This window comes from Klebsiella sp. 7-CIP_Kleb. (assembly GCF_050378655.1).
Classification (GTDB): domain Bacteria; phylum Pseudomonadota; class Gammaproteobacteria; order Enterobacterales; family Enterobacteriaceae; genus Klebsiella; species Klebsiella quasipneumoniae.
Window position 1 is genome coordinate 399084 of the sequence record NZ_JBNRLJ010000003.1, and the last position, 17467, is coordinate 416550.

Annotated in this window: 17 protein-coding genes and 1 pseudogene; 12 read left to right on the forward strand and 6 right to left on the reverse strand. The window is 61.2% G+C overall.

Features of this window, described 5'->3' with window-relative positions:
• The first annotated feature begins 212 nt into the window (after window positions 1–212).
• From fimA to ACQUTI_RS15400, 8 genes and pseudogenes are all read left to right on the forward strand, one after another.
• Window positions 213–761: a type 1 fimbrial major subunit FimA gene (gene fimA, locus ACQUTI_RS15365; protein ID WP_004205364.1), complete on the forward strand. Its 549-nt coding sequence runs from the start codon at window positions 213–215 to the stop codon at window positions 759–761.
• 71 nt (window positions 762–832) lie between these two features.
• Window positions 833–1369 carry a fimbrial protein gene (locus ACQUTI_RS15370; RefSeq protein WP_065696828.1) on the forward strand — a complete coding sequence of 179 codons (537 nt, stop codon included), beginning with the start codon at window positions 833–835 and terminating at the stop codon, window positions 1367–1369.
• Window positions 1370–1439: 70 nt separating this feature from the next.
• Entirely contained in the window at window positions 1440–2123 is a 684-nt protein-coding gene (locus ACQUTI_RS15375; RefSeq protein ID WP_369707419.1) for a fimbria/pilus periplasmic chaperone, read from the forward strand.
• Between the two features lie 81 nt (window positions 2124–2204).
• Window positions 2205–4817, forward strand: coding sequence for a fimbrial biogenesis usher protein (locus ACQUTI_RS15380; protein ID WP_065696827.1), 2613 nt, complete (start codon window positions 2205–2207; stop codon window positions 4815–4817).
• A 10-nt stretch (window positions 4818–4827) separates the two neighbouring features.
• Window positions 4828–5355, forward strand: coding sequence for a fimbrial protein (locus ACQUTI_RS15385; protein WP_004205358.1), 528 nt, complete (start codon window positions 4828–4830; stop codon window positions 5353–5355).
• 27 nt (window positions 5356–5382) lie between these two features.
• Window positions 5383–5868, forward strand: coding sequence for a fimbrial protein (locus ACQUTI_RS15390; RefSeq protein WP_072500825.1), 486 nt, complete (start codon window positions 5383–5385; stop codon window positions 5866–5868).
• A 17-nt stretch (window positions 5869–5885) separates the two neighbouring features.
• Window positions 5886–6791 (forward strand): fimbrial protein, encoded by a 906-nt coding sequence (locus ACQUTI_RS15395; RefSeq protein ID WP_004205356.1) that lies wholly within the window; start codon window positions 5886–5888, stop codon window positions 6789–6791.
• A pseudogene (locus ACQUTI_RS15400) lies at window positions 6788–7432 on the forward strand (EAL domain-containing protein); the annotation flags it as partial. The gene ACQUTI_RS15395 and the pseudogene ACQUTI_RS15400, both read left to right, overlap by 4 nt.
• 89 nt (window positions 7433–7521) lie before the next feature.
• Here the strand turns inward: ACQUTI_RS15400 and ACQUTI_RS15405 are convergent.
• Window positions 7522–7794, reverse strand: a complete 273-nt coding sequence (locus tag ACQUTI_RS15405) for a GNAT family N-acetyltransferase (protein ID WP_002916201.1) — start codon at window positions 7792–7794, stop codon at window positions 7522–7524.
• 11 nt (window positions 7795–7805) lie between these two features.
• Entirely contained in the window at window positions 7806–8036 is a 231-nt protein-coding gene (gene yjdI / locus ACQUTI_RS15410) for a 4Fe-4S mono-cluster protein YjdI (RefSeq protein ID WP_004205354.1), read from the reverse strand.
• A gap of 224 nt (window positions 8037–8260) precedes the next feature.
• Between yjdI and ACQUTI_RS15415 the strand changes: the two genes are divergently transcribed.
• The 4 genes from ACQUTI_RS15415 to ACQUTI_RS15430 are packed head-to-tail and all read left to right on the forward strand — an operon-like array spanning window position 8261 to window position 12960.
• Complete coding sequence (locus ACQUTI_RS15415) at window positions 8261–8533, forward strand: YtcA family lipoprotein (protein ID WP_004205353.1); 273 nt, start codon at window positions 8261–8263, stop codon at window positions 8531–8533.
• A 6-nt stretch (window positions 8534–8539) separates the two neighbouring features.
• Window positions 8540–9565, forward strand: coding sequence for a multidrug transporter subunit MdtN (gene mdtN, locus ACQUTI_RS15420; RefSeq protein ID WP_122542326.1), 1026 nt, complete (start codon window positions 8540–8542; stop codon window positions 9563–9565).
• Between the two features lie 12 nt (window positions 9566–9577).
• Entirely contained in the window at window positions 9578–11515 is a 1938-nt protein-coding gene (gene mdtO / locus ACQUTI_RS15425; RefSeq protein ID WP_154041377.1) for a multidrug efflux transporter permease subunit MdtO, read from the forward strand.
• Window positions 11512–12960 carry an MdtP family multidrug efflux transporter outer membrane subunit gene (locus tag ACQUTI_RS15430; RefSeq protein WP_048325651.1) on the forward strand — a complete coding sequence of 483 codons (1449 nt, stop codon included), beginning with the start codon at window positions 11512–11514 and terminating at the stop codon, window positions 12958–12960. Before mdtO ends, ACQUTI_RS15430 begins: the two co-directional genes overlap by 4 nt.
• 264 nt (window positions 12961–13224) lie before the next feature.
• Here the strand turns inward: ACQUTI_RS15430 and ACQUTI_RS15435 are convergent, their stop codons facing one another.
• The 4 genes from ACQUTI_RS15435 to ACQUTI_RS15450 all read right to left on the reverse strand — a co-directional run bounded on the left by ACQUTI_RS15435 (window position 13225) and on the right by ACQUTI_RS15450 (window position 17458).
• The gene (locus tag ACQUTI_RS15435) at window positions 13225–13524 is read right to left on the reverse strand and encodes a DUF1889 family protein (protein ID WP_094311413.1); all 300 of its coding nucleotides are present in this window, start codon (window positions 13522–13524) and stop codon (window positions 13225–13227) included.
• Window positions 13525–13708: 184 nt separating this feature from the next.
• Window positions 13709–15262: a peptide MFS transporter gene (locus ACQUTI_RS15440; protein WP_065877949.1), complete on the reverse strand. Its 1554-nt coding sequence runs from the start codon at window positions 15260–15262 to the stop codon at window positions 13709–13711.
• 471 nt (window positions 15263–15733) lie between these two features.
• The gene (arsC, locus tag ACQUTI_RS15445) at window positions 15734–16156 is read right to left on the reverse strand and encodes a glutaredoxin-dependent arsenate reductase (protein ID WP_049093633.1); all 423 of its coding nucleotides are present in this window, start codon (window positions 16154–16156) and stop codon (window positions 15734–15736) included.
• 9 nt (window positions 16157–16165) lie between these two features.
• Window positions 16166–17458, reverse strand: coding sequence for an arsenic transporter (locus ACQUTI_RS15450; protein ID WP_064187796.1), 1293 nt, complete (start codon window positions 17456–17458; stop codon window positions 16166–16168).
• Between the last annotated feature and the right edge of the window lie 9 nt (window positions 17459–17467).

Here is a 17467-nt window from a genome sequence, read left to right on the forward strand (position 1 = left end):
TAAACAGATTTTAATACCGCAAAACAGGCAAGATTAAACAACGAACAGATCGTTTATCTCAACGAGTCAAAATGGCCCCAATTGTCTCATCGGTTGGGCGAAAACTGTGCAGAGCCGGCAGCCAGACCACTCGGCTGAAATCTGAAATGCCTGGAAGGCACAACGGCTGCCAATCCGGTTCGTTATTTCGACATCGTTCAAAGGAAAACAGTATGAAAATCAAAACACTGGCAATGATTGTTGTGTCAGCCCTGTCTCTGAGCTCCGCGGCGGCCCTGGCCGATACCACCACGGTTAACGGCGGGACCGTCCATTTTAAAGGGGAAGTCGTTAACGCGGCCTGTGCGGTGGATGCCGGCTCTATCGATCAAACCGTCCAGTTGGGCCAGGTGCGTTCCGCGAAGCTGGCCACGGCGGGGAGCACCAGTTCGTCCGTTGGTTTCAACATTCAGCTGGATGATTGCGACACCACGGTAGCAACCAAAGCGTCCGTCGCCTTCGCCGGTACGGCCATCGACAGCAGCAATACCACCGTTCTGGCGCTGCAAAACTCTGCCGCCGGCAGCGCGACCAACGTCGGCGTGCAGATCCTCGACAACACCGGCACGCCGCTGGCGCTGGACGGCGCCACCTTCAGCGCAGCCACCACGCTGAATGACGGCACCAACATCATTCCGTTCCAGGCGCGTTACTACGCCACTGGCGCCGCGACCGCCGGTATCGCGAACGCTGACGCCACCTTCAAAGTGCAGTACGAGTAAGGCAAACATCAGGCAAGGAAGCCATCCGGGCCAGGAGGGCCCGCGCTTAATTTTGCAACCGGGGTGAAACGATGCAGGGAATGAAATCGGGTCTGCTACTGCTGCTGCCTCCGCTGGCGCTGGCCGGTAATCAGTGGAACGTCACGCTGCCGGGGGGCAGCATGCGCTTTCAGGGCCTGATCATGGCCAGTTCCTGCCGCGTCGAAGCCGGCGATCGGCAGATGACGGTCAATCTGGGACAGATCAGCAGTAACCGATTTCACGACGTGGGCGAAGACAGCAACCCGATCCCTTTCACGATTCATTTACAGGATTGCAGTACGGCAGTCAGCCAGCATGTCGGGGTGGCATTTCACGGCGTGGCTGACGGCAAAAACCCCGACGTGCTGTCGGTGGGTGAAGGCCCGGGGATCGCCAGCGGGATCGGCATCGCGCTGTTCGACAGTCACGGCCAGCAGCTGCCTCTCAATCGTCCGCCGGATCGCTGGATACCGCTCTACCGCGGACCGACGACGCTAAATTTCGTCGCCAAATATCGGGCGACCGGACGCCAGGTCATCGGCGGCGCGGCCAACGCCCAGGCCTGGTTCTCATTAACTTATCAGTAATCAACCCGCAGACCAGCAGGACAACACCGTGAGCAGACAAGGAGATAATGTGAGAAAAACAGCAACGACGATACGCGGCATACTGACGGGATGTGTGCTTTTCGCCGCCGGCGCGTTGAGCGCCAGCGCGCACGCGGGCGTCGCGCTGGGCGCGACCCGGGTTATCTACCCGGCGGGTCAGAAACAGGTCCAGCTGGCGGTGACCAATAACGACGACAACAGCACCTGGCTTATTCAGTCATGGGTGGAAAATGCCGATGGGCAGCGAGACGGCCGGTTTGTTATCACTCCCCCGCTGTTTGCCATGCAGGGCAAAAAAGAGAACACCCTGCGCATTATCGATGCGACCAATAACCAGCTGCCGCAGGATCGGGAAAGCCTGTTCTGGATGAACGTGAAGGCTATTCCCTCAATGGATAAATCGAAGCTCAGCGACAACACCCTCCAGTTGGCGATTATCAGCCGCATCAAGCTCTACTACCGACCGGCAAAACTGACCCTGCCCCCGGATCAGGCGGCGGACAAGCTGACCTTTAGCCGCAACGGATCGTCGCTAACGCTGACGAATCCTACCCCTTATTACCTGACGGTGACCGAACTGAACGCCGGAACGCGCATTCTGGAAAACGCCCTGGTGCCGCCGATGGGTAAAACCAGCGTCAAGCTGCCTGCGGATGCCGGCAACACCATCACCTATCGCACCATTAACGATTACGGCGCGCTGACGCCGAAAATGAATGGCGTACTGCGTTAAATCTGGTGTGCCCCGCCGCGCGGGCCACGCTGCGCATGACCAGAAGCACTGACAGCCGGGCAACGTCGGACCGGAGGGATTATGTCACATCGAAAATATGGACTGGACCATGGGGGTCGCCGAAGCGCCCGGCGCCTGATTACGCCGGCGCTGACGCTGTGGCTCTGCTCACAGCCGTTCGCCGCGCAGGCGGACCTCTATTTTAACCCCCGCTTTTTAGCTGACGATCCGGCGGCGGTGGCAGACCTGTCGGGATTTGAAAAAGGCCAGGAGGTCCCGCCGGGCACCTATCGCGTCGATATTTATCTCAATAACGGCTATATGACCACCCGGGACGTCACTTTCCAGGCCGATGCGCAAGGCCATGGCCTGTCGCCCTGCCTGACCCGCGGCCAGCTGGCAAGCATGGGGGTGGATACCGGACGGGTGACGGGCATGGCGGCCCTGGACAGTACGGCCTGCGTGCCGCTAACGACGCTCATCAGCGAAGCCACCACCCGCTTCGATGTCGGCCAACAGCGCCTGTATCTCACCGTACCCCAGGCGTTTATGGGCAGCCACGCCCGCGGGTATATCCCGCCGGAGCTATGGGATAACGGCATCACCGCCGGGCTGATTAACTATAACTTCACCGGTAATAACGTCCATAACACCACCGGGGGCAACAGCCGTTACGCCTATCTGAACCTGCAGAGCGGTCTGAACTTCGGCCCGTGGCGCCTGCGCGATAACAGCACCTGGAGTTACAGCAGCGGCGGCAGCGCGTCATCCAATGAGAACCGCTGGCAGCACGTCAACAGCTGGCTTGAGCGGGACATCATTTCCCTGCGATCGCGGCTTACCCTCGGGGATAGCTACACCAACGGCGATGTCTTCGACGGGATCAACTTCCGCGGCGCGCAGCTGGCCTCGGATGACAATATGCTGCCGGACAGCCAGAAAGGCTTCGCGCCGGTGATCCACGGGATCGCCCGCGGCACCGCGCAGGTGTCAGTCAAACAAAACGGCTACGAAATCTACCAGAGCACGGTGCCGCCGGGGCCGTTTACCATCGACGATCTCTACGCCGCGGGCAACGGCGGCGATCTGCAGGTCACCATTAAAGAAGCGGATGGCACCCGCCAGGTCTTCAGCGTGCCCTGGTCAACGGTGCCGGTGCTGCAGCGCGAAGGCCATACCCGCTTCGCCCTCACCGCCGGGGAGTACCGCAGCGGCAACAACCAACAGGAAACGCCCGATTTTTTCCAGAGCACGGCCATGCATGGCCTGCCGGCCGGCTGGACCCTGTACGGCGGCACCCAGCTGGCGGACCGCTATCGCGCCTTTAACCTCGGGGTGGGGAAAAACATGGGCTATTTCGGCGCCTTATCGCTGGATATCACCCAGGCCAACGCCACCCTGCCTGACGACAGCGAGCATCAGGGACAGTCGGTGCGTTTTCTCTATAACAAGTCACTGGATGAGACCGGCACCAACCTGCAGCTGGTGGGCTACCGCTACTCCACCCGCGGCTACTATAACTTTGCCGATACCACCTACCGCCGGATGAGCGGCTACAGCGTGGAAACCCAGGACGGGGTTATCCAGGTGAAACCCAAATTTACCGACTACTACAATCTGGCTTACAGCAAGCGCGGTAAGGTGCAGCTGAGCGTGACCCAACAGCTGGGGCGCACCGCCACCCTCTATCTGAGCGGCAGCCACCAGACCTACTGGGGCACCGACGATGCCGATGAGCAACTGCAGGCCGGCCTCAACGCCGCCGTAGACGATATCAACTGGTCGCTAAGCTACAGCCTGACGAAAAATGCCTGGCAGCAGGGGCGCGATCAGATGCTGGCGGTCAACGTCAATATCCCCTTCAGCCACTGGCTGCGTTCCGATAGCCGTTCGGTCTGGCGGCACGCCAGCGCCAGCTACAGCCTGTCGCACGATCTCAATGGCCGCATGACCAATCTGGCGGGCCTGTACGGCACCCTGCTGGAAGACAATAACCTCAGCTATAGCGTGCAGACCGGCTATGCGGGCGGCGGCAACGGCGACAGCGGGAGCACCGGCTATACCGCGCTCAACTACCGCGGCGGCTACGGCAACGCCAACGTCGGCTACAGCCGCAGCGATGGTTTCAAACAGCTCTACTACGGGGTCAGCGGCGGCGTGCTGGCGCACGCCAACGGCATCACCCTGAGCCAGCCGCTGAACGATACCGTAGTGCTGGTGAAAGCCCCCGGCGCCGGCGGCGTGAAGGTAGAAAACCAGACCGGGGTACGCACCGACTGGCGCGGGTATGCCGTCCTGCCGTATGCCACCGAGTATCGCGAAAACCGGGTCGCGCTGGACACCAATACCCTGGCCGACAATGTCGATCTTGACGATGCAGTGGTCAGCGTGGTGCCTACCCATGGGGCGATCGTCCGCGCCAGCTTTAACGCCCAGGTGGGAATGAAGATTCTGATGACGCTGACCCATCGCGGCAAACCGGTGCCGTTTGGCGCCCTCGCCACCAGCGACAGCAACCAGAGCGGCAGCATCGTCGCGGATAACGGTCAGGTCTACCTCAGCGGGATGCCGCTGGCGGGCAAGGTGCGGGTGAAATGGGGCGATGGCCCGGACGCCCAGTGCGTGGCCGATTATCGTCTGCCGCCGGAGAGCCAGCAGCAGTCGCTCAGCCAGCTGTCCGTCGCGTGTCGCTAAGGAGATGATGATGAGAACACCGCAGTTTCTGCTGAGCGCCCTGCTCGCTCTGTTCGCGCCGCTGGCCTTCGCTGCCGACAGCACGATCGCCATCAGCGGCTATGTGCGCGACAACGCTTGCGCGGTGGCCGGAGAGTCGAAGGATTTCACCGTCGATTTGCAGGACAACGCCGCGAAGCAGTTTTACGCCGTCGGGGCGACGACCCCGCCGGTGCCGTTCCGTATCGTGCTATCGCCCTGCGGCACTTCCGTCACCGCGGTGAAGGTCGGCTTCACCGGCGTGGCGGACAGCGTCAATACCAGCCTGTTAAAACTTGACGCCGGCGCCTCGGCGGCGGCGGGAATGGGGGTGGACATTCTCGACCAGCAGCAGTCCCGGCTGCCTGTCAATGCCCCGTCGTCAGCCATCGCCTGGACCACGCTGACGCCGGGCCAGACCAACATCCTGAACTTTTACGCCCGTCTGATGGCCACGCAGGTGCCCGTCACCGCCGGGCATGTCAATGCGACAGCAACATTCACCCTGGAATTTCAGTAAGTGGAGGCTGAAATGAAATGGACCCACGTGGGCTGGCTGCTGGCCGGCCTGTTAACCGCGAGCCCTTCCCTGCGGTCGGCCGACGTCACCCTTACCGTCAACGGGAAGGTGGTGGCCAGACCCTGCACGGTCTCCACCGTCAATGCCACCGTCGAGCTGGGCGATCTCTACACCTTCAGCCTGATTGGCGCAGGCTCGGCATCGGCCTGGCACAGCGTGGCGCTGGATCTCAGCAACTGCCCCGTCGGTACCTCACGGGTGAAGGCCACCTTCAGCGGGACCGCGGACAGCACCGGCTATTACAAAAACCAGGGGACGGCGGGCAATATTCAGCTCGAATTGCAGAGCGAGGATGGCACCACGCTGAACAATGGCAGCAGCCAGTCGGTACAGGTGGATGAGGCCAGCCAGTCCGCCCGCTTCCCGTTGCAGGTCAGGGCCCTGTCGGTCAACGGCGGCGCCACGCAAGGCACCATACAGGCGGTGATTAACGTGACCTATACCTACGCCTGAGCCAGGAGAGCATCATGATGAAAAAAATTATCCCTTTATTCACCACCCTGCTGCTGTTGGGCTGGTCGATGAACGCCTGGTCCTTCGCCTGCAAAACAGCCACCGGCGCGACGATCCCCATCGGCGGCGGCTCAGCCAACGTCTACGTTAACCTGACCCCGGCGGTCAACGTCGGGCAAAACCTGGTGGTCGACCTCTCCACGCAGATTTTTTGCCATAACGACTATCCGGAAACGATCACTGACTACGTGACCCTGCAGCGCGGATCCGCCTATGGCGGTGTGCTGTCGAGTTTCTCTGGCACCGTGAAATATAATGGCACCTCTTACCCCTTCCCGACCACCACGGAAACGGCGCGGGTGATTTACGATTCCCGGACCGATAAGCCCTGGCCGGCCGTCCTGTATCTGACGCCGGTCAGCACCGCCGGCGGGGTGGCGATCACCGCAGGATCGTTAATCGCGGTGCTGATCCTGCATCAGACCAACAACTACAATAGCGACTCCTTCCAGTTCATCTGGAATATCTACGCCAATAACGACGTGGTGGTCCCCACCGGCGGCTGCGATGTCTCCGCCCGCGATGTCACCGTCACCCTCCCCGACTACCCGGGCTCCATGGCCGTGCCGCTCACCGTGCACTGCGCGCAGAGCCAACAGCTGGGGTATTACCTCTCCGGCGCCACCGCGGACAGCGCTAACGCGATCTTCACTAACACCGCCTCCGCCTCGCCGGCGCAAGGGATAGGCGTCCAGCTTACCCGCAACGGCAGCGCCGTGCCGGCGAACAGCACGGTCTCACTGGGCACCGTCGGAACCTCGCCGGTCAATCTCGGCCTGACGGCGACCTACGCCCGGACCACAGGCCAGGTCACCGCCGGCAACGTGCAGTCGATCATCGGCATTACCTTTGTCTATCAATGATGACCGAGTACATCCTTTCTCCCTGCTCGCTGGCCGCCCGTGGGTTGAGCCAGCTGATGCACAACGCGGCGAAGCGGCCCGTCATGCTGCCGTTGGAGGGCGTCTCTCTGCGGGAGCTGGCCGCGGTGAAGCGGATCGTGGTCTTTCTTCCTGACGATCCCCTGTGGATGCTCACCACACTGCGCCAGGCGGCCAGGCTGCTCGACCAGGCATCACGCCCGTTGCCGATGCTGATGCTTAGCCGCAGCCCGGCCATCTGGCTGTGGCGAACGCTGCTTTATCAGGTGAGCCATCCGGATCGTTTGCGCAACGTCCATGCCGCTCCTGCCGACCTCCCCTGCGCGCAATTGATCCATCGGCTGAAGAACGCGCCGCGGCTTGAACGCCTTGCCAGTGAAGCCGCCCTGATCCACCGAAAACGGGCCGCCGGATTAAGTCATGCCGAGCTCAAAGCGCTCCTCGCCCTGCTGCAAGGGCAGACGATAGGCGAGCAGTCGCAACGTCTCGGATTGAGCCAGAAAACGCTCTACGCTCAGCGGCTGGCGGGGGTGAAAAAGCTGGTGGAATATCACCCGCATCTGGCCCCTCGCTTTCCGCACAGGCAGCCGCCTCGTTCATCAGCAAACTCACGGTCGGCGTTTGTCCGGGCATGAGGGGAAGCGATGAGTGACTAAAGGCGTGGATTCGCTGGCGAGAGAAAAGCGCACCGGTTTACACCGGTGCCGGTACGTCAGGCGCGAATATCGTCGTATTCACGGGTGTTATCGAATTCATGTTTGGCAAACGGGCAGAGAGGAATAATCTTCCGCTGCTCCTGGCGCATTTTTTCCACCACCTTCGCCACCAGCTGTTTCCCCACCCCCTGGCCTTTCAGGCTGGGATCGACATCGGTATGTTCGATAATGCTGAGGTGTTCGCCGGTGGGAACAAAAACAATCTCCGCGACCTGGTTACCCTGCGCGTCGTTAACATAAAATTTGTTGTGCCCTTCCAGTATTTCCATCTTCTCCTCGCTTATTTATGACGATATTGCAGCGCGCCGCTCGGGCAGGTATCGATCACCTTCACCACCGTCGCGACATCTACTTCATCCGGGATGATCCACGGCTTACGCTTGAGATTGAACAGCTTCGCGCTGCCGCGCACGCAGTTCCCGGAATGCTGACAGATCGCCGTATTAAAGTAGACGTCGATTTTCTCCCCGGTGTAGGCCCGGTAGCCGGCTTCCAGTAATTCCTTATCCATGACATTGCCTCGGTCTTGTTTTATGACTTTCAGGCTAAGCATAGTCCTCCGCTTGACGGCTGACTATGCGCAAGTCGGTAATGGGCGTGAGGAGAGCGATTTGGCGCATCCTCCCCCTCTCCCGGCGCGCAAGGATCCCGCAGTCAACGAACGGTTGACTTTCATTCCCGCAACGAGGCGATTACACTCATGACACACTGGTAAGAGCACTCAGGGATGTTCCATTGAATCATATTGCCACCATAGCCCGCCCAGCGCGGCTACTGCTCGTCTTGCCGCTGACCGGCTGCTCACTCTCACCAGCGATCCCGGTACTGGGCGCCGCATTCCCCGGCTGGTTTTTCTGCTTGTTGGGCGGGGCGTTTTTACTGATCCCCTGCCATATCCTGATTACCCGTAAAGGCTGGCAGCCTCGCTTTTCTCCCCTGGTCTTCAGCTATGTCGCGCTGATGTTCCTGTTCGCCACACTGCTGTGGTTTCTGTTTTTTGTTCACTGATCGCTTATGACTACTTCCCGCACTCCCCTGTTACGCAAGAAATGGCCTCTGCTGGCGCTGGTCCTGGCCGCCATCCTGGCGTTGATCCTGGTTATCTGGCAGTTGCAAACGTCGCCAGAGACCAATGACGCCTATGTCTACGCCGATACCATCGATGTGGTGCCCGAGGTCAGCGGGCGCATCGTGGAGATGCCCATTCGCGATAACCAGCGGGTGAAAAAAGGCGATCTGCTGTTCCGCATCGACCCCCGCCCCTATCAGGCGATGCTCGATGACGCGAAAGCGCGGCTGACGACCCTCGACGCGCAGATTATGCTGACCCAGCGCACCATCAAAGCGCAGGAGTATAACGCCCAGTCGGTGGCGGCCGCCGTCGAGCGCGCCAGAGCGCTGGTCAAGCAGACCACCTCCACGCGCATCCGCCTTGAGCCGCTGGTGCCGCAGGGGTTTGCCTCGCAGGAAGATCTCGATCAGGCGCGCACCGCCGAGAAAGCGGCGCGGGCGGAGCTGGAGGCCACGCTGCTGCAGGCCAGACAGGCCTCGGCGGCTGTGACCGGCGTGGATGCCATGGTGGCGCAACGCGCCGGGATCCTGGCGCAAATCGCCCTCGCCGAACTGCATCTGGAATTCACCGAAGTGCGCGCGCCGTTCAACGGCGTGGTGGTGGCGCTGAAAACCACCGTCGGCCAGTACGCTTCGGCGCTGAAGCCAGTCTTCACCCTACTGGATGACGACCGCTGGTATGTGATCGCTAACTTCCGCGAAACCGACCTGAACAACGTGCGCCCCGGGGTGGCGGCGCGCATCACCGTGATGACCAACCACAACCGGACCTTTAACGGGGTGGTGGATTCGGTCGGCTCCGGCGTCCTGCCCGAAGGCGGGAGCATCATCGAAGGCCTGCCGCTGATCCAGAAAAGCATTAACTGGGTCCACGTCTCGCAGCGCTTCCCGGTGAAAATCGCCGTCAGCGATCCCGATCCTGAACTGTTCCGCATGGGCGCCTCGGCCAGCGCCGTGCTGCAGCCGTAGCCGGGCGACGCGATGTTTCCTCTCGCCCATTTTTTACGCCAGGAACTGCGCGACGCACCGGGACGCGCCAGCTACACGCTGCGCCTGACGCTGAGCTGTGCGGTGCTCATCACCCTGTTCATGACCCTGCAGATCCCCTTTCTGGCCGTCGCGCTGATCGTCGTGTTCTACGTCAGCCAGCCTAACGTGTTGATGATTAAGTTAGTCAGCGTGGTCTTTTTTGTCACCGTCAGCGTGGCGCTCGGCGGCGTGCTGCTGATCATCAAGTGGACCTATGACTACCCGCTGATCCGCCTGGCGGCCTCCGTGGCGCTCTTTTTCTGCGCCATCTATCTAATGCGGGTGCTGGGCAAGCTGGGGCTGGCCTTTTTCGTGGTGGCGCTGGCGGTGATTTACGCCCAAACCTTCCCGTCGATGACCAGCCAGAGTGAAATCCTGGTGCGGCTGCTGCTCTGGCTGTGGGTGGCGATTAACACCGCGATCCTCGTCACCCTGCTGGTCAACGCCTGTTTTCAGCAGGCCTTTCCCGGCAACCAGTTTAAGGCGCGTCTGGCGGAGATGCTGCAGGCGGTCGCCAGCCGGCTGGCAGACCCGGACGCTGAAGCGCCACCGACCTTCGGCGAGACCGCCGCGCAGTTCAACCAGCTGCAGTCGCTGTTCGCCCAGGCCAGCCGGGCGACGCCGGAGATCGCCGCCGATCCCCAGGCCTGGCGCTCGCGGCTGGCCGCCACCCTGCGCTGCTACCAGCTGGCGGCGCTGCTGCAAGCGGACGAGGCCGATAGCGACGATCGCCTGCGGCTGTCGCAGGCGGTGCTGCAGCTGAAGAGTGCCCTCAGCGAGGGGCCGTTTGACGGCGCTATTCCTCCGCTGGCGCTCAGCGGCCGCGGCGTCAATCGCGCCGTTCTGCAGGAGATGGCAGCCCTTCTGCAGCGGCTGGCCCAGGGTGAGCCCCTTGCTCTGCCACAGGGCGAGGTGGAGAAGCCGCCCCTGCTGGCGCCGGACGCCTGGCGCAACCCGGCGTATCTCCATTTTGCGCTCAAGACCCTGCTGGCGACGCTAATCTGCTATGTCTTCTATACCGCTGCCGACTGGCAGGGACTGCATACCATTATGCTGAGCTGCGTGATCGTCGCCCAGCCCGGGCTGGGCGCCACGATGCAAAAGACGTGGCTGCGCATCGGCGGCGCGCTGTTCGCCACTCTGCTGGCGCTGCTGTTAATCGTTTTTGTCCAGCCCTGGACCGACTCGCTGTCGGGGCTGCTGGCGATGTCCCTGCCAGTGCTGGCGCTGGCGGCCTGGATTGCCGCCGGTTCGGAGCGTATCGCCTACGCCGGGATCCAGATTGGCTTCACCTTTGCGCTGGCCTTCCTCAGCTGGTTTGGTCCGCTGACTAACCTCACCGAGCTACGGGACCGGGTGCTGGGTATCCTGCTCGGGGTGCTGGTCTCCTCCATTGTCCATTTATATCTCTGGCCGGACAGCGAAGCGCCGCAGCTGAAATCGCGCCTCGCCGGACTCTATCGCCGGCTGGCGGACTGCCTCGCCGCCCCGCACGATGCGGTGCCGCTGGCCCCTCTGTTTGTCGCCTTCACCGACAGCGAAGCGCTTATCCATCGGGTTCGCGCCGAACCGCTGGGCACGTATGCCCACCCCTGGCCCCAGGCGAAAAACTGGCCGATGCGCGCCACCCTCGCCCGGGCCGAGGAGATCGCCCGCCTCAGCGAAGGATACCGGCTCAACGCCGCGCCGGGAGACCCGACCCTGGCCCGCTGCGCCGAACAGCTGCGGCGCTACGCCGAACGTATCGAACAGGAGGCAACGGCCCCTGCCGAACCGCTGGCCACCGACCTGACTAACCCCTTTGGCCCGGCGCTGGCCGCCGCGCTGGCCACCCTGCCCGACTGGGGCCCGACACCGATAGCGACTGAGCAACAGGCTAAAACGTCATGATGATCCTTCCTTTCTCCGCGCGGCTGCGCGACACTCTCCTTACCCTGACGCTGACGCTGCTCAGCGGCTGCGCGCTGATTCAGGACGAGCCTGCCCAGGTCGCCATCGTCAATCCGCAGCAGGCCCAGCTGGCGCAGGTGATCCACCTGGCGAACAGCAACTGGCCGGCAGCCCGCTGGTGGGAGGCCTACGATGACCCTCAGCTCAATATGCTGATCAACCGGGCGCTGCAGAATTCGCCGACCATGCAGGCCGCCCGGCTGCGCATCTCCCAGTCGCAGTCTACGGTGGAACTCGCCCAGTCGGCGATGGGCCTGCAGGCCACCGCCGTCGCGGCGCAAAACCGCCTGCGGATCACCGACAAATCCTTTAGCTGGCCCTACTCCTACTCCCTGCCGGTGGATAAGAACGGTCCGTGGTATACGCTGAACACCGTTGGCGTCGGGGCGCAGCTGAATATCGATCTCTGGGGAGCCGATCGCGCCCGGGTCGCCGCCGCCATTGGCGAGAAAAACGCCCGGCTGGCGGAGACCGCCGGCATTGAGCTCGACATCGCCAGCAGCGTGGCGCAGCTCTATTTCGCTATGCAGGCGACATTCCAGAAAATCGCGCTGCTGCAGGAGCTGGAGGGCATTGCCCAGTTCTCGGTGGCGGCCCACGAGCACCGGACCCAACGCGGTGTGGAGGATAGCGTGGATGTGGCCAACGCCCAGGCCGAACAGCTTGCCGCCCGCCAGCAGATCATTAGCGCCGAGGGGATGCTGACCCAGTATCGTGAAACCCTGCGGGCGCTGATCGGCGCCGATGCGCAAAGCATGCCGGCGATCCATCCGGTAGCGCTGCCTGCGCTCCAGGAGACGCTGCCGCCGTCGCTCTCTTTCGAGCTGCTGGCCCGCCGCCCGGACCTGCAGGCGCTGCGCGGGTACGTGACCGCCTCCCTGAGCCAGGTCGACGCGGCGAAAGCGGCCTTCTATCCCCATTTTGATATCAAAGCGTTCTGGGGCTATAACGCCCTGAGCGTCGGGGATCTGTTTAAGTCCTCTTTCCAGCAGATCAACCTGCTGCCCGGGCTCTATCTGCCGATCTTCGACGGCGGTCGTCTGAACGCCAATCTGCAGTCGGTGCGCACCGCCAGCAATATTCTGATCAAACAGTACAACCAGGCGGTGCTGGACGCGGTTCGCGATGTCGCCATCAGCTCCAGCCAGCTTAACGACCTGAATCAGCAGCGCGCGCTGCAGCAGCTGAAGGTCACCGCGGCGCAGACCACCACCGACAGCGCTCGCGCCCATTATCAGCGCGGCCTGCTCAGCCGCTACGCCGCCGAAGAGGCCCGACGGGCGGTTCTTGCCCAGCAGTTGTTGCTGCTGGACATTGAGGCCCAGCGGCTGAGCACCGACATTACCCTGATCAAAGCCCTGGGCGGCGGCTACCGCGGCCAGTAACAAAAATGCCTTCCCCGGAGGGGAAGGCATTCAAACTGCAGCCAAAGGGCAATCTTCAGGGGTTGCCCGGCGGCGCTGCGCTTGCGCGGGCCTACAGCCAACCGCATAACGGTTTGATATTGCTGCCTTTCGTAGGCCGGGTAAGGCGAAGCCGCCACCCGGCAGAAAGGCGGGCACAATAACCAAACAGGTTTGTCATCAGCAAGAATGCCTTCCCGGATGGGGAAGGCATTTAACAGAAGACGCGGGATTGATGCGCGGCGATTACACCAGGGCGCGCAGCTCTTCGCGCATGTAGGTGGAAAAGAATTCCGGATGCTTAATCACCAGCCGTTCGCCGGCGGCGACCCGTTCAGCCCACTCCGCCACTTTGTCGGTAAACCCGGCGCTCCAGCCCTGCTGCTGACCGCGCTCAGCGACATCAGCCGGGCTGACTGGCACGCCCAGTTCTTTCAAATATTTGAGAATTCCCTTCGCGGTACTTTCATCCATAGACTGTGGTACTGGCTCAGACGTATTCATACCACCAATGAAATCCAATGCTTTATCAATGACTGCTGGCATAGGTGTGTCCTTATATTAACCACATAGTAAACCTGACTACACTATGGACCGGAAAGCGACGTGATTTCAAAGAACACGCTCACGTTATGGGACATCGCGCATTCAGAAAAGGGGATTTTGCACAGCTGAGGCGGGGGTTGGACAAAAAACAAGCCGGTCCCGGGGGACCGGCCTGGGGATCGCGTCAGGCGTTGCTGACGGATTTTTGCGCGGCGCTGGACTGACTGTTCTCCAGCATCCGGCGGACCGGGACAATCAGCACGGCCAGTACGGCGGCGCAGATCAGCAGCGCGATAGAGCAGCGGGCAAAGAGGTCCGGCAGCAGCGACAGCTGATCGGCCTTCACATGACCGCCAATCAGCCCCGCCGCCAGGTTACCCAGCGCGCTGGCGCAGAACCACAGCCCCATCATCTGGCCGCGCATTCTCTCCGGCGCCAGCAGGGTCATGGTCGCCAGACCAATCGGGCTCAGGCACAGTTCGCCGAGCGTCAGCATCAGGATGCTGCCCACCAGCCACAGCGGCGACACACCGGCCCCGCCGTTGTTCAGGACGTTCTGCGCCGCCAGCATCATCAGGCCAAAGCCCGCCGCCGCGCACAGGATGCCAATGACGAATTTGGTCATACTGCCTGGACGGACGTTTTTGCGCGCCAGCGCTGGCCACGCCCAGCTGAAGACCGGCGCAAGCAGAATGATAAACAAGGCGTTAATCGACTGGAACCAGACCGCGGGGATTTCAAAACCGCCGATCATCCGGTTGGTGTAGTCGTTAGCAAACAGGTTGAAGGAGGTCGGTTTCTGTTCAAACGCGGACCAGAAAAAGGCCGCCGAGACCAGCAAAATAAAGCATACCAGCAGGCGCGCCCGCTCTTTACGGCTCAGGCCGGCGAAGACGAACAGCCAGATGAAATAGAGCGCCACGGAGGCGGCAATCACATAGACCAGCACGCTGGCCACCGCCACCGGGTTAATCACGATCGTGCCCAGGCTAATGAGCGTGACCAGCACCGCCACTCCCAGGGCCAGCGCCAGCAGCCACGCCCCAACGCCATTCTTTTTCGCCACCGGGCTGTTCCAGGTGGAATCGAGGCCAACCTCCGCGTCATAGCGCTTCATCGACGGTACGGCAAAGAGACGGAAAATGATCAACGCCACCAGCATCCCGATCCCCCCGATGCCGAAGCCCCAGTGCCAGCCATGGGATTTAATCAGCCAGCCGGAGATTAACGGCGCGATAAACGAGCCGATGTTGATCCCCATGTAGAACAGCGAAAAACCACCGTCGCGGCGCGCGTCGCCTTTTTTATACAGGGTACCGACCATCACCGAGATACAGGTTTTAAACAACCCGGAACCGAGGACGATAAACATCAGGCCGATAAAGAACAGGTCGTTGCCCAGCCATGCCGACAGGGCGATCGACAGGTGCCCGAGGGCGATAAGAATCGAGCCGTACCAGACGGCACGCTGCTGGCCTAGCCAGTTATCCGCCAGCCAGCCGCCCGGCAGCGCGGCCAGATACATACTGCCGGCAAAAATCCCGACGATCGCCGAGGCGTTCTCCCGCGCCAGCCCCATCCCGCCGTCGTAAACCGTCGCCGCCATAAACAGGATCAGTAAGGGACGGATCCCGTAAAACGAGAAACGCTCCCACATTTCAGTGAAGAACAGGGAGCCCAGCGGATAAGGATGGCCGAAAAAGGTACGGCTTTCGTTTTTATTAACAGAGGAATGCATAAATTCTCCAGAAAAGGTGCGCCGCAGCGCAAGTTAACCGTATAAAGCGGGCTGACGATTTATAATTTGTTTGTCTTAACATCAGATACGAGCATTTTTAACCATTTGATAACCATGCAGTGGTTTTGTCCAGCCCCTTACCGTTCCTTTTTAGATGAAAAGTCGACAAACATCTAGTTTTATAGATTTAATGTTCGCAAAAACGTAAACGGCGTTGACATTATGCCATTGTGCAGAATACATAATTTTATTTATTAAAAACAGTAAGTTGATTGATTAACAAAGGACAAAAACCGTCGGTGCGGGCAGGGCATATAACGACAGGAAAAGTAAGGGAAACGGGCCGGAGGAGGCAGAAATAGCGCTAAGGGAGAATATTGTTAAGCCATCCAGGTGCTACCCCCGGAGAGCCAACCGTGCGGCAGGATTTACAAGGCTTGCCGGCTGCTATCGCCGGCGCCATTTTGCGCGCTATTTCACACGCTGCCCCGCCCGATCAATGACTCGCTCACCGTCTTCCTTCACGAAGGCGCCTTTTTGCGGCGCCGGCAGGATCTCCAGCACCACCTCTGACGGGCGACAGAGTCGGGTGCCCCGCGGCGTCACCACGATCGGACGGTTAATCAGGATCGGATGCTGGAGCATAAAGTCGATTAACTGGTCATCTGTAAACCGGTCTTCCGCCAGGCCCAGCGCATCGTAGGATTCGACGTTTTGCCGCAGCAGCGCCCGCACCGGGATCGCCATCGCGGCGATCAGCTGGCGCAGCTCATCGCGCGACGGCGGCGTCTCCAGATAATAGATAATGGTGGGCTCAGCGCCGCTGTTGCGGATCAGTGCCAGGGTATTACGCGAGGTGCCGCATTCAGGGTTATGGTAAATGGTGATGCTCATAGCACGTTCTCATGGCTGATTGAAGGAGAGACGCAGCGCCAGCGCGGCCAGCGTCACAAGCAGCACCGGTAGGGTCATGGTGATGCCGCAGCGGAAATAATAACCCCAACCGATGGTGATGTGCTTCTGCGTCAGCACATGCAGCCAGAGCAGCGTGGCCAGGCTACCAATCGGCGTGATTTTCGGCCCCAGATCGCAGCCGATGACGTTGGCATATATCATGGCCTCTTTGATCGTCCCTGTTGCCGCACTGCCATCAATCGACAGGGCGCCGACCAGCACGCTGGGCATATTATTCATGATCGAAGAGAGGAAGGCCGACAGGATACCGGTGCCCAGCGTCGCGGCCCACAGCCCGCGCTCCGCCAGCATGTTCAGAACCGTGGTCAGATAATCCGTTAATCCGGCGTTTCGCAGGCCATACACCACCAGATACATCCCCAGCGAGAAGATCACAATCTGCCATGGGGCGCCGCGCAGCACCTTGCCGGTGTTAATCACCCGCCCGCGCTTCGCGACAGCAAACAGGATCCCCGCTCCCGGCGCCGCGATGGCGCTGACCGGGATCCCCAGCGGGTCAAGAACGAAAAAGCCGACCAGCAACAGCAGCAGCACGCCCCAGCCGGTACGGAACGTCGCCGGATCTTTTATCGCCGTGGCCGGCGCTTTCAGTAACGCCATACCCCAGGCGGGTGGGATATCCTTGCGAAAGAACAGGTGCAGCATCGCCAGGGTGGAGAGGATTGCCGCGAGATCGACCGGCACCATCACCGAAGCGTACTCCCTGAAGCCAATGGCAAAGAAATCTGCCGAAACGATATTCACTAAATTCGACACCACCAGCGGCAGGCTGGCGGTATCGGCAATAAACCCGGCTGCCATGACAAAGGCCAGCATCGTTCCCTTACTGAACCCCAGCGCCCGCAGCATGGCAATCACGATGGGCGTGAGGATCAGCGCCGCGCCGTCGTTGGCAAACAGCGCCGCCACCGCCGCGCCGAGCAGGATAATCCAGGTAAACAGCAGACGACCCCGCCCTCTTCCCCAGCGGGAAACGTGTAGCGCGGCCCATTCAAAAAAGCCGGACTCGTCGAGCAGCAGGCTGATAATGATCACGGCGATAAACGTGGCGGTGGCATTCCAGACGATATGCCACACCACCGGGATATCGGCTATCTGTACGCCACCGGTGACCAGCGCCAGCGCCGCGCCAAAGGCCGCGCTCCAGCCGATCCCTAACCCCCGCGGCTGCCAGATCACCAGCACCAGGGTCAGGACAAAAATCGCACCTGCCAGCAACATCGTTCCTCC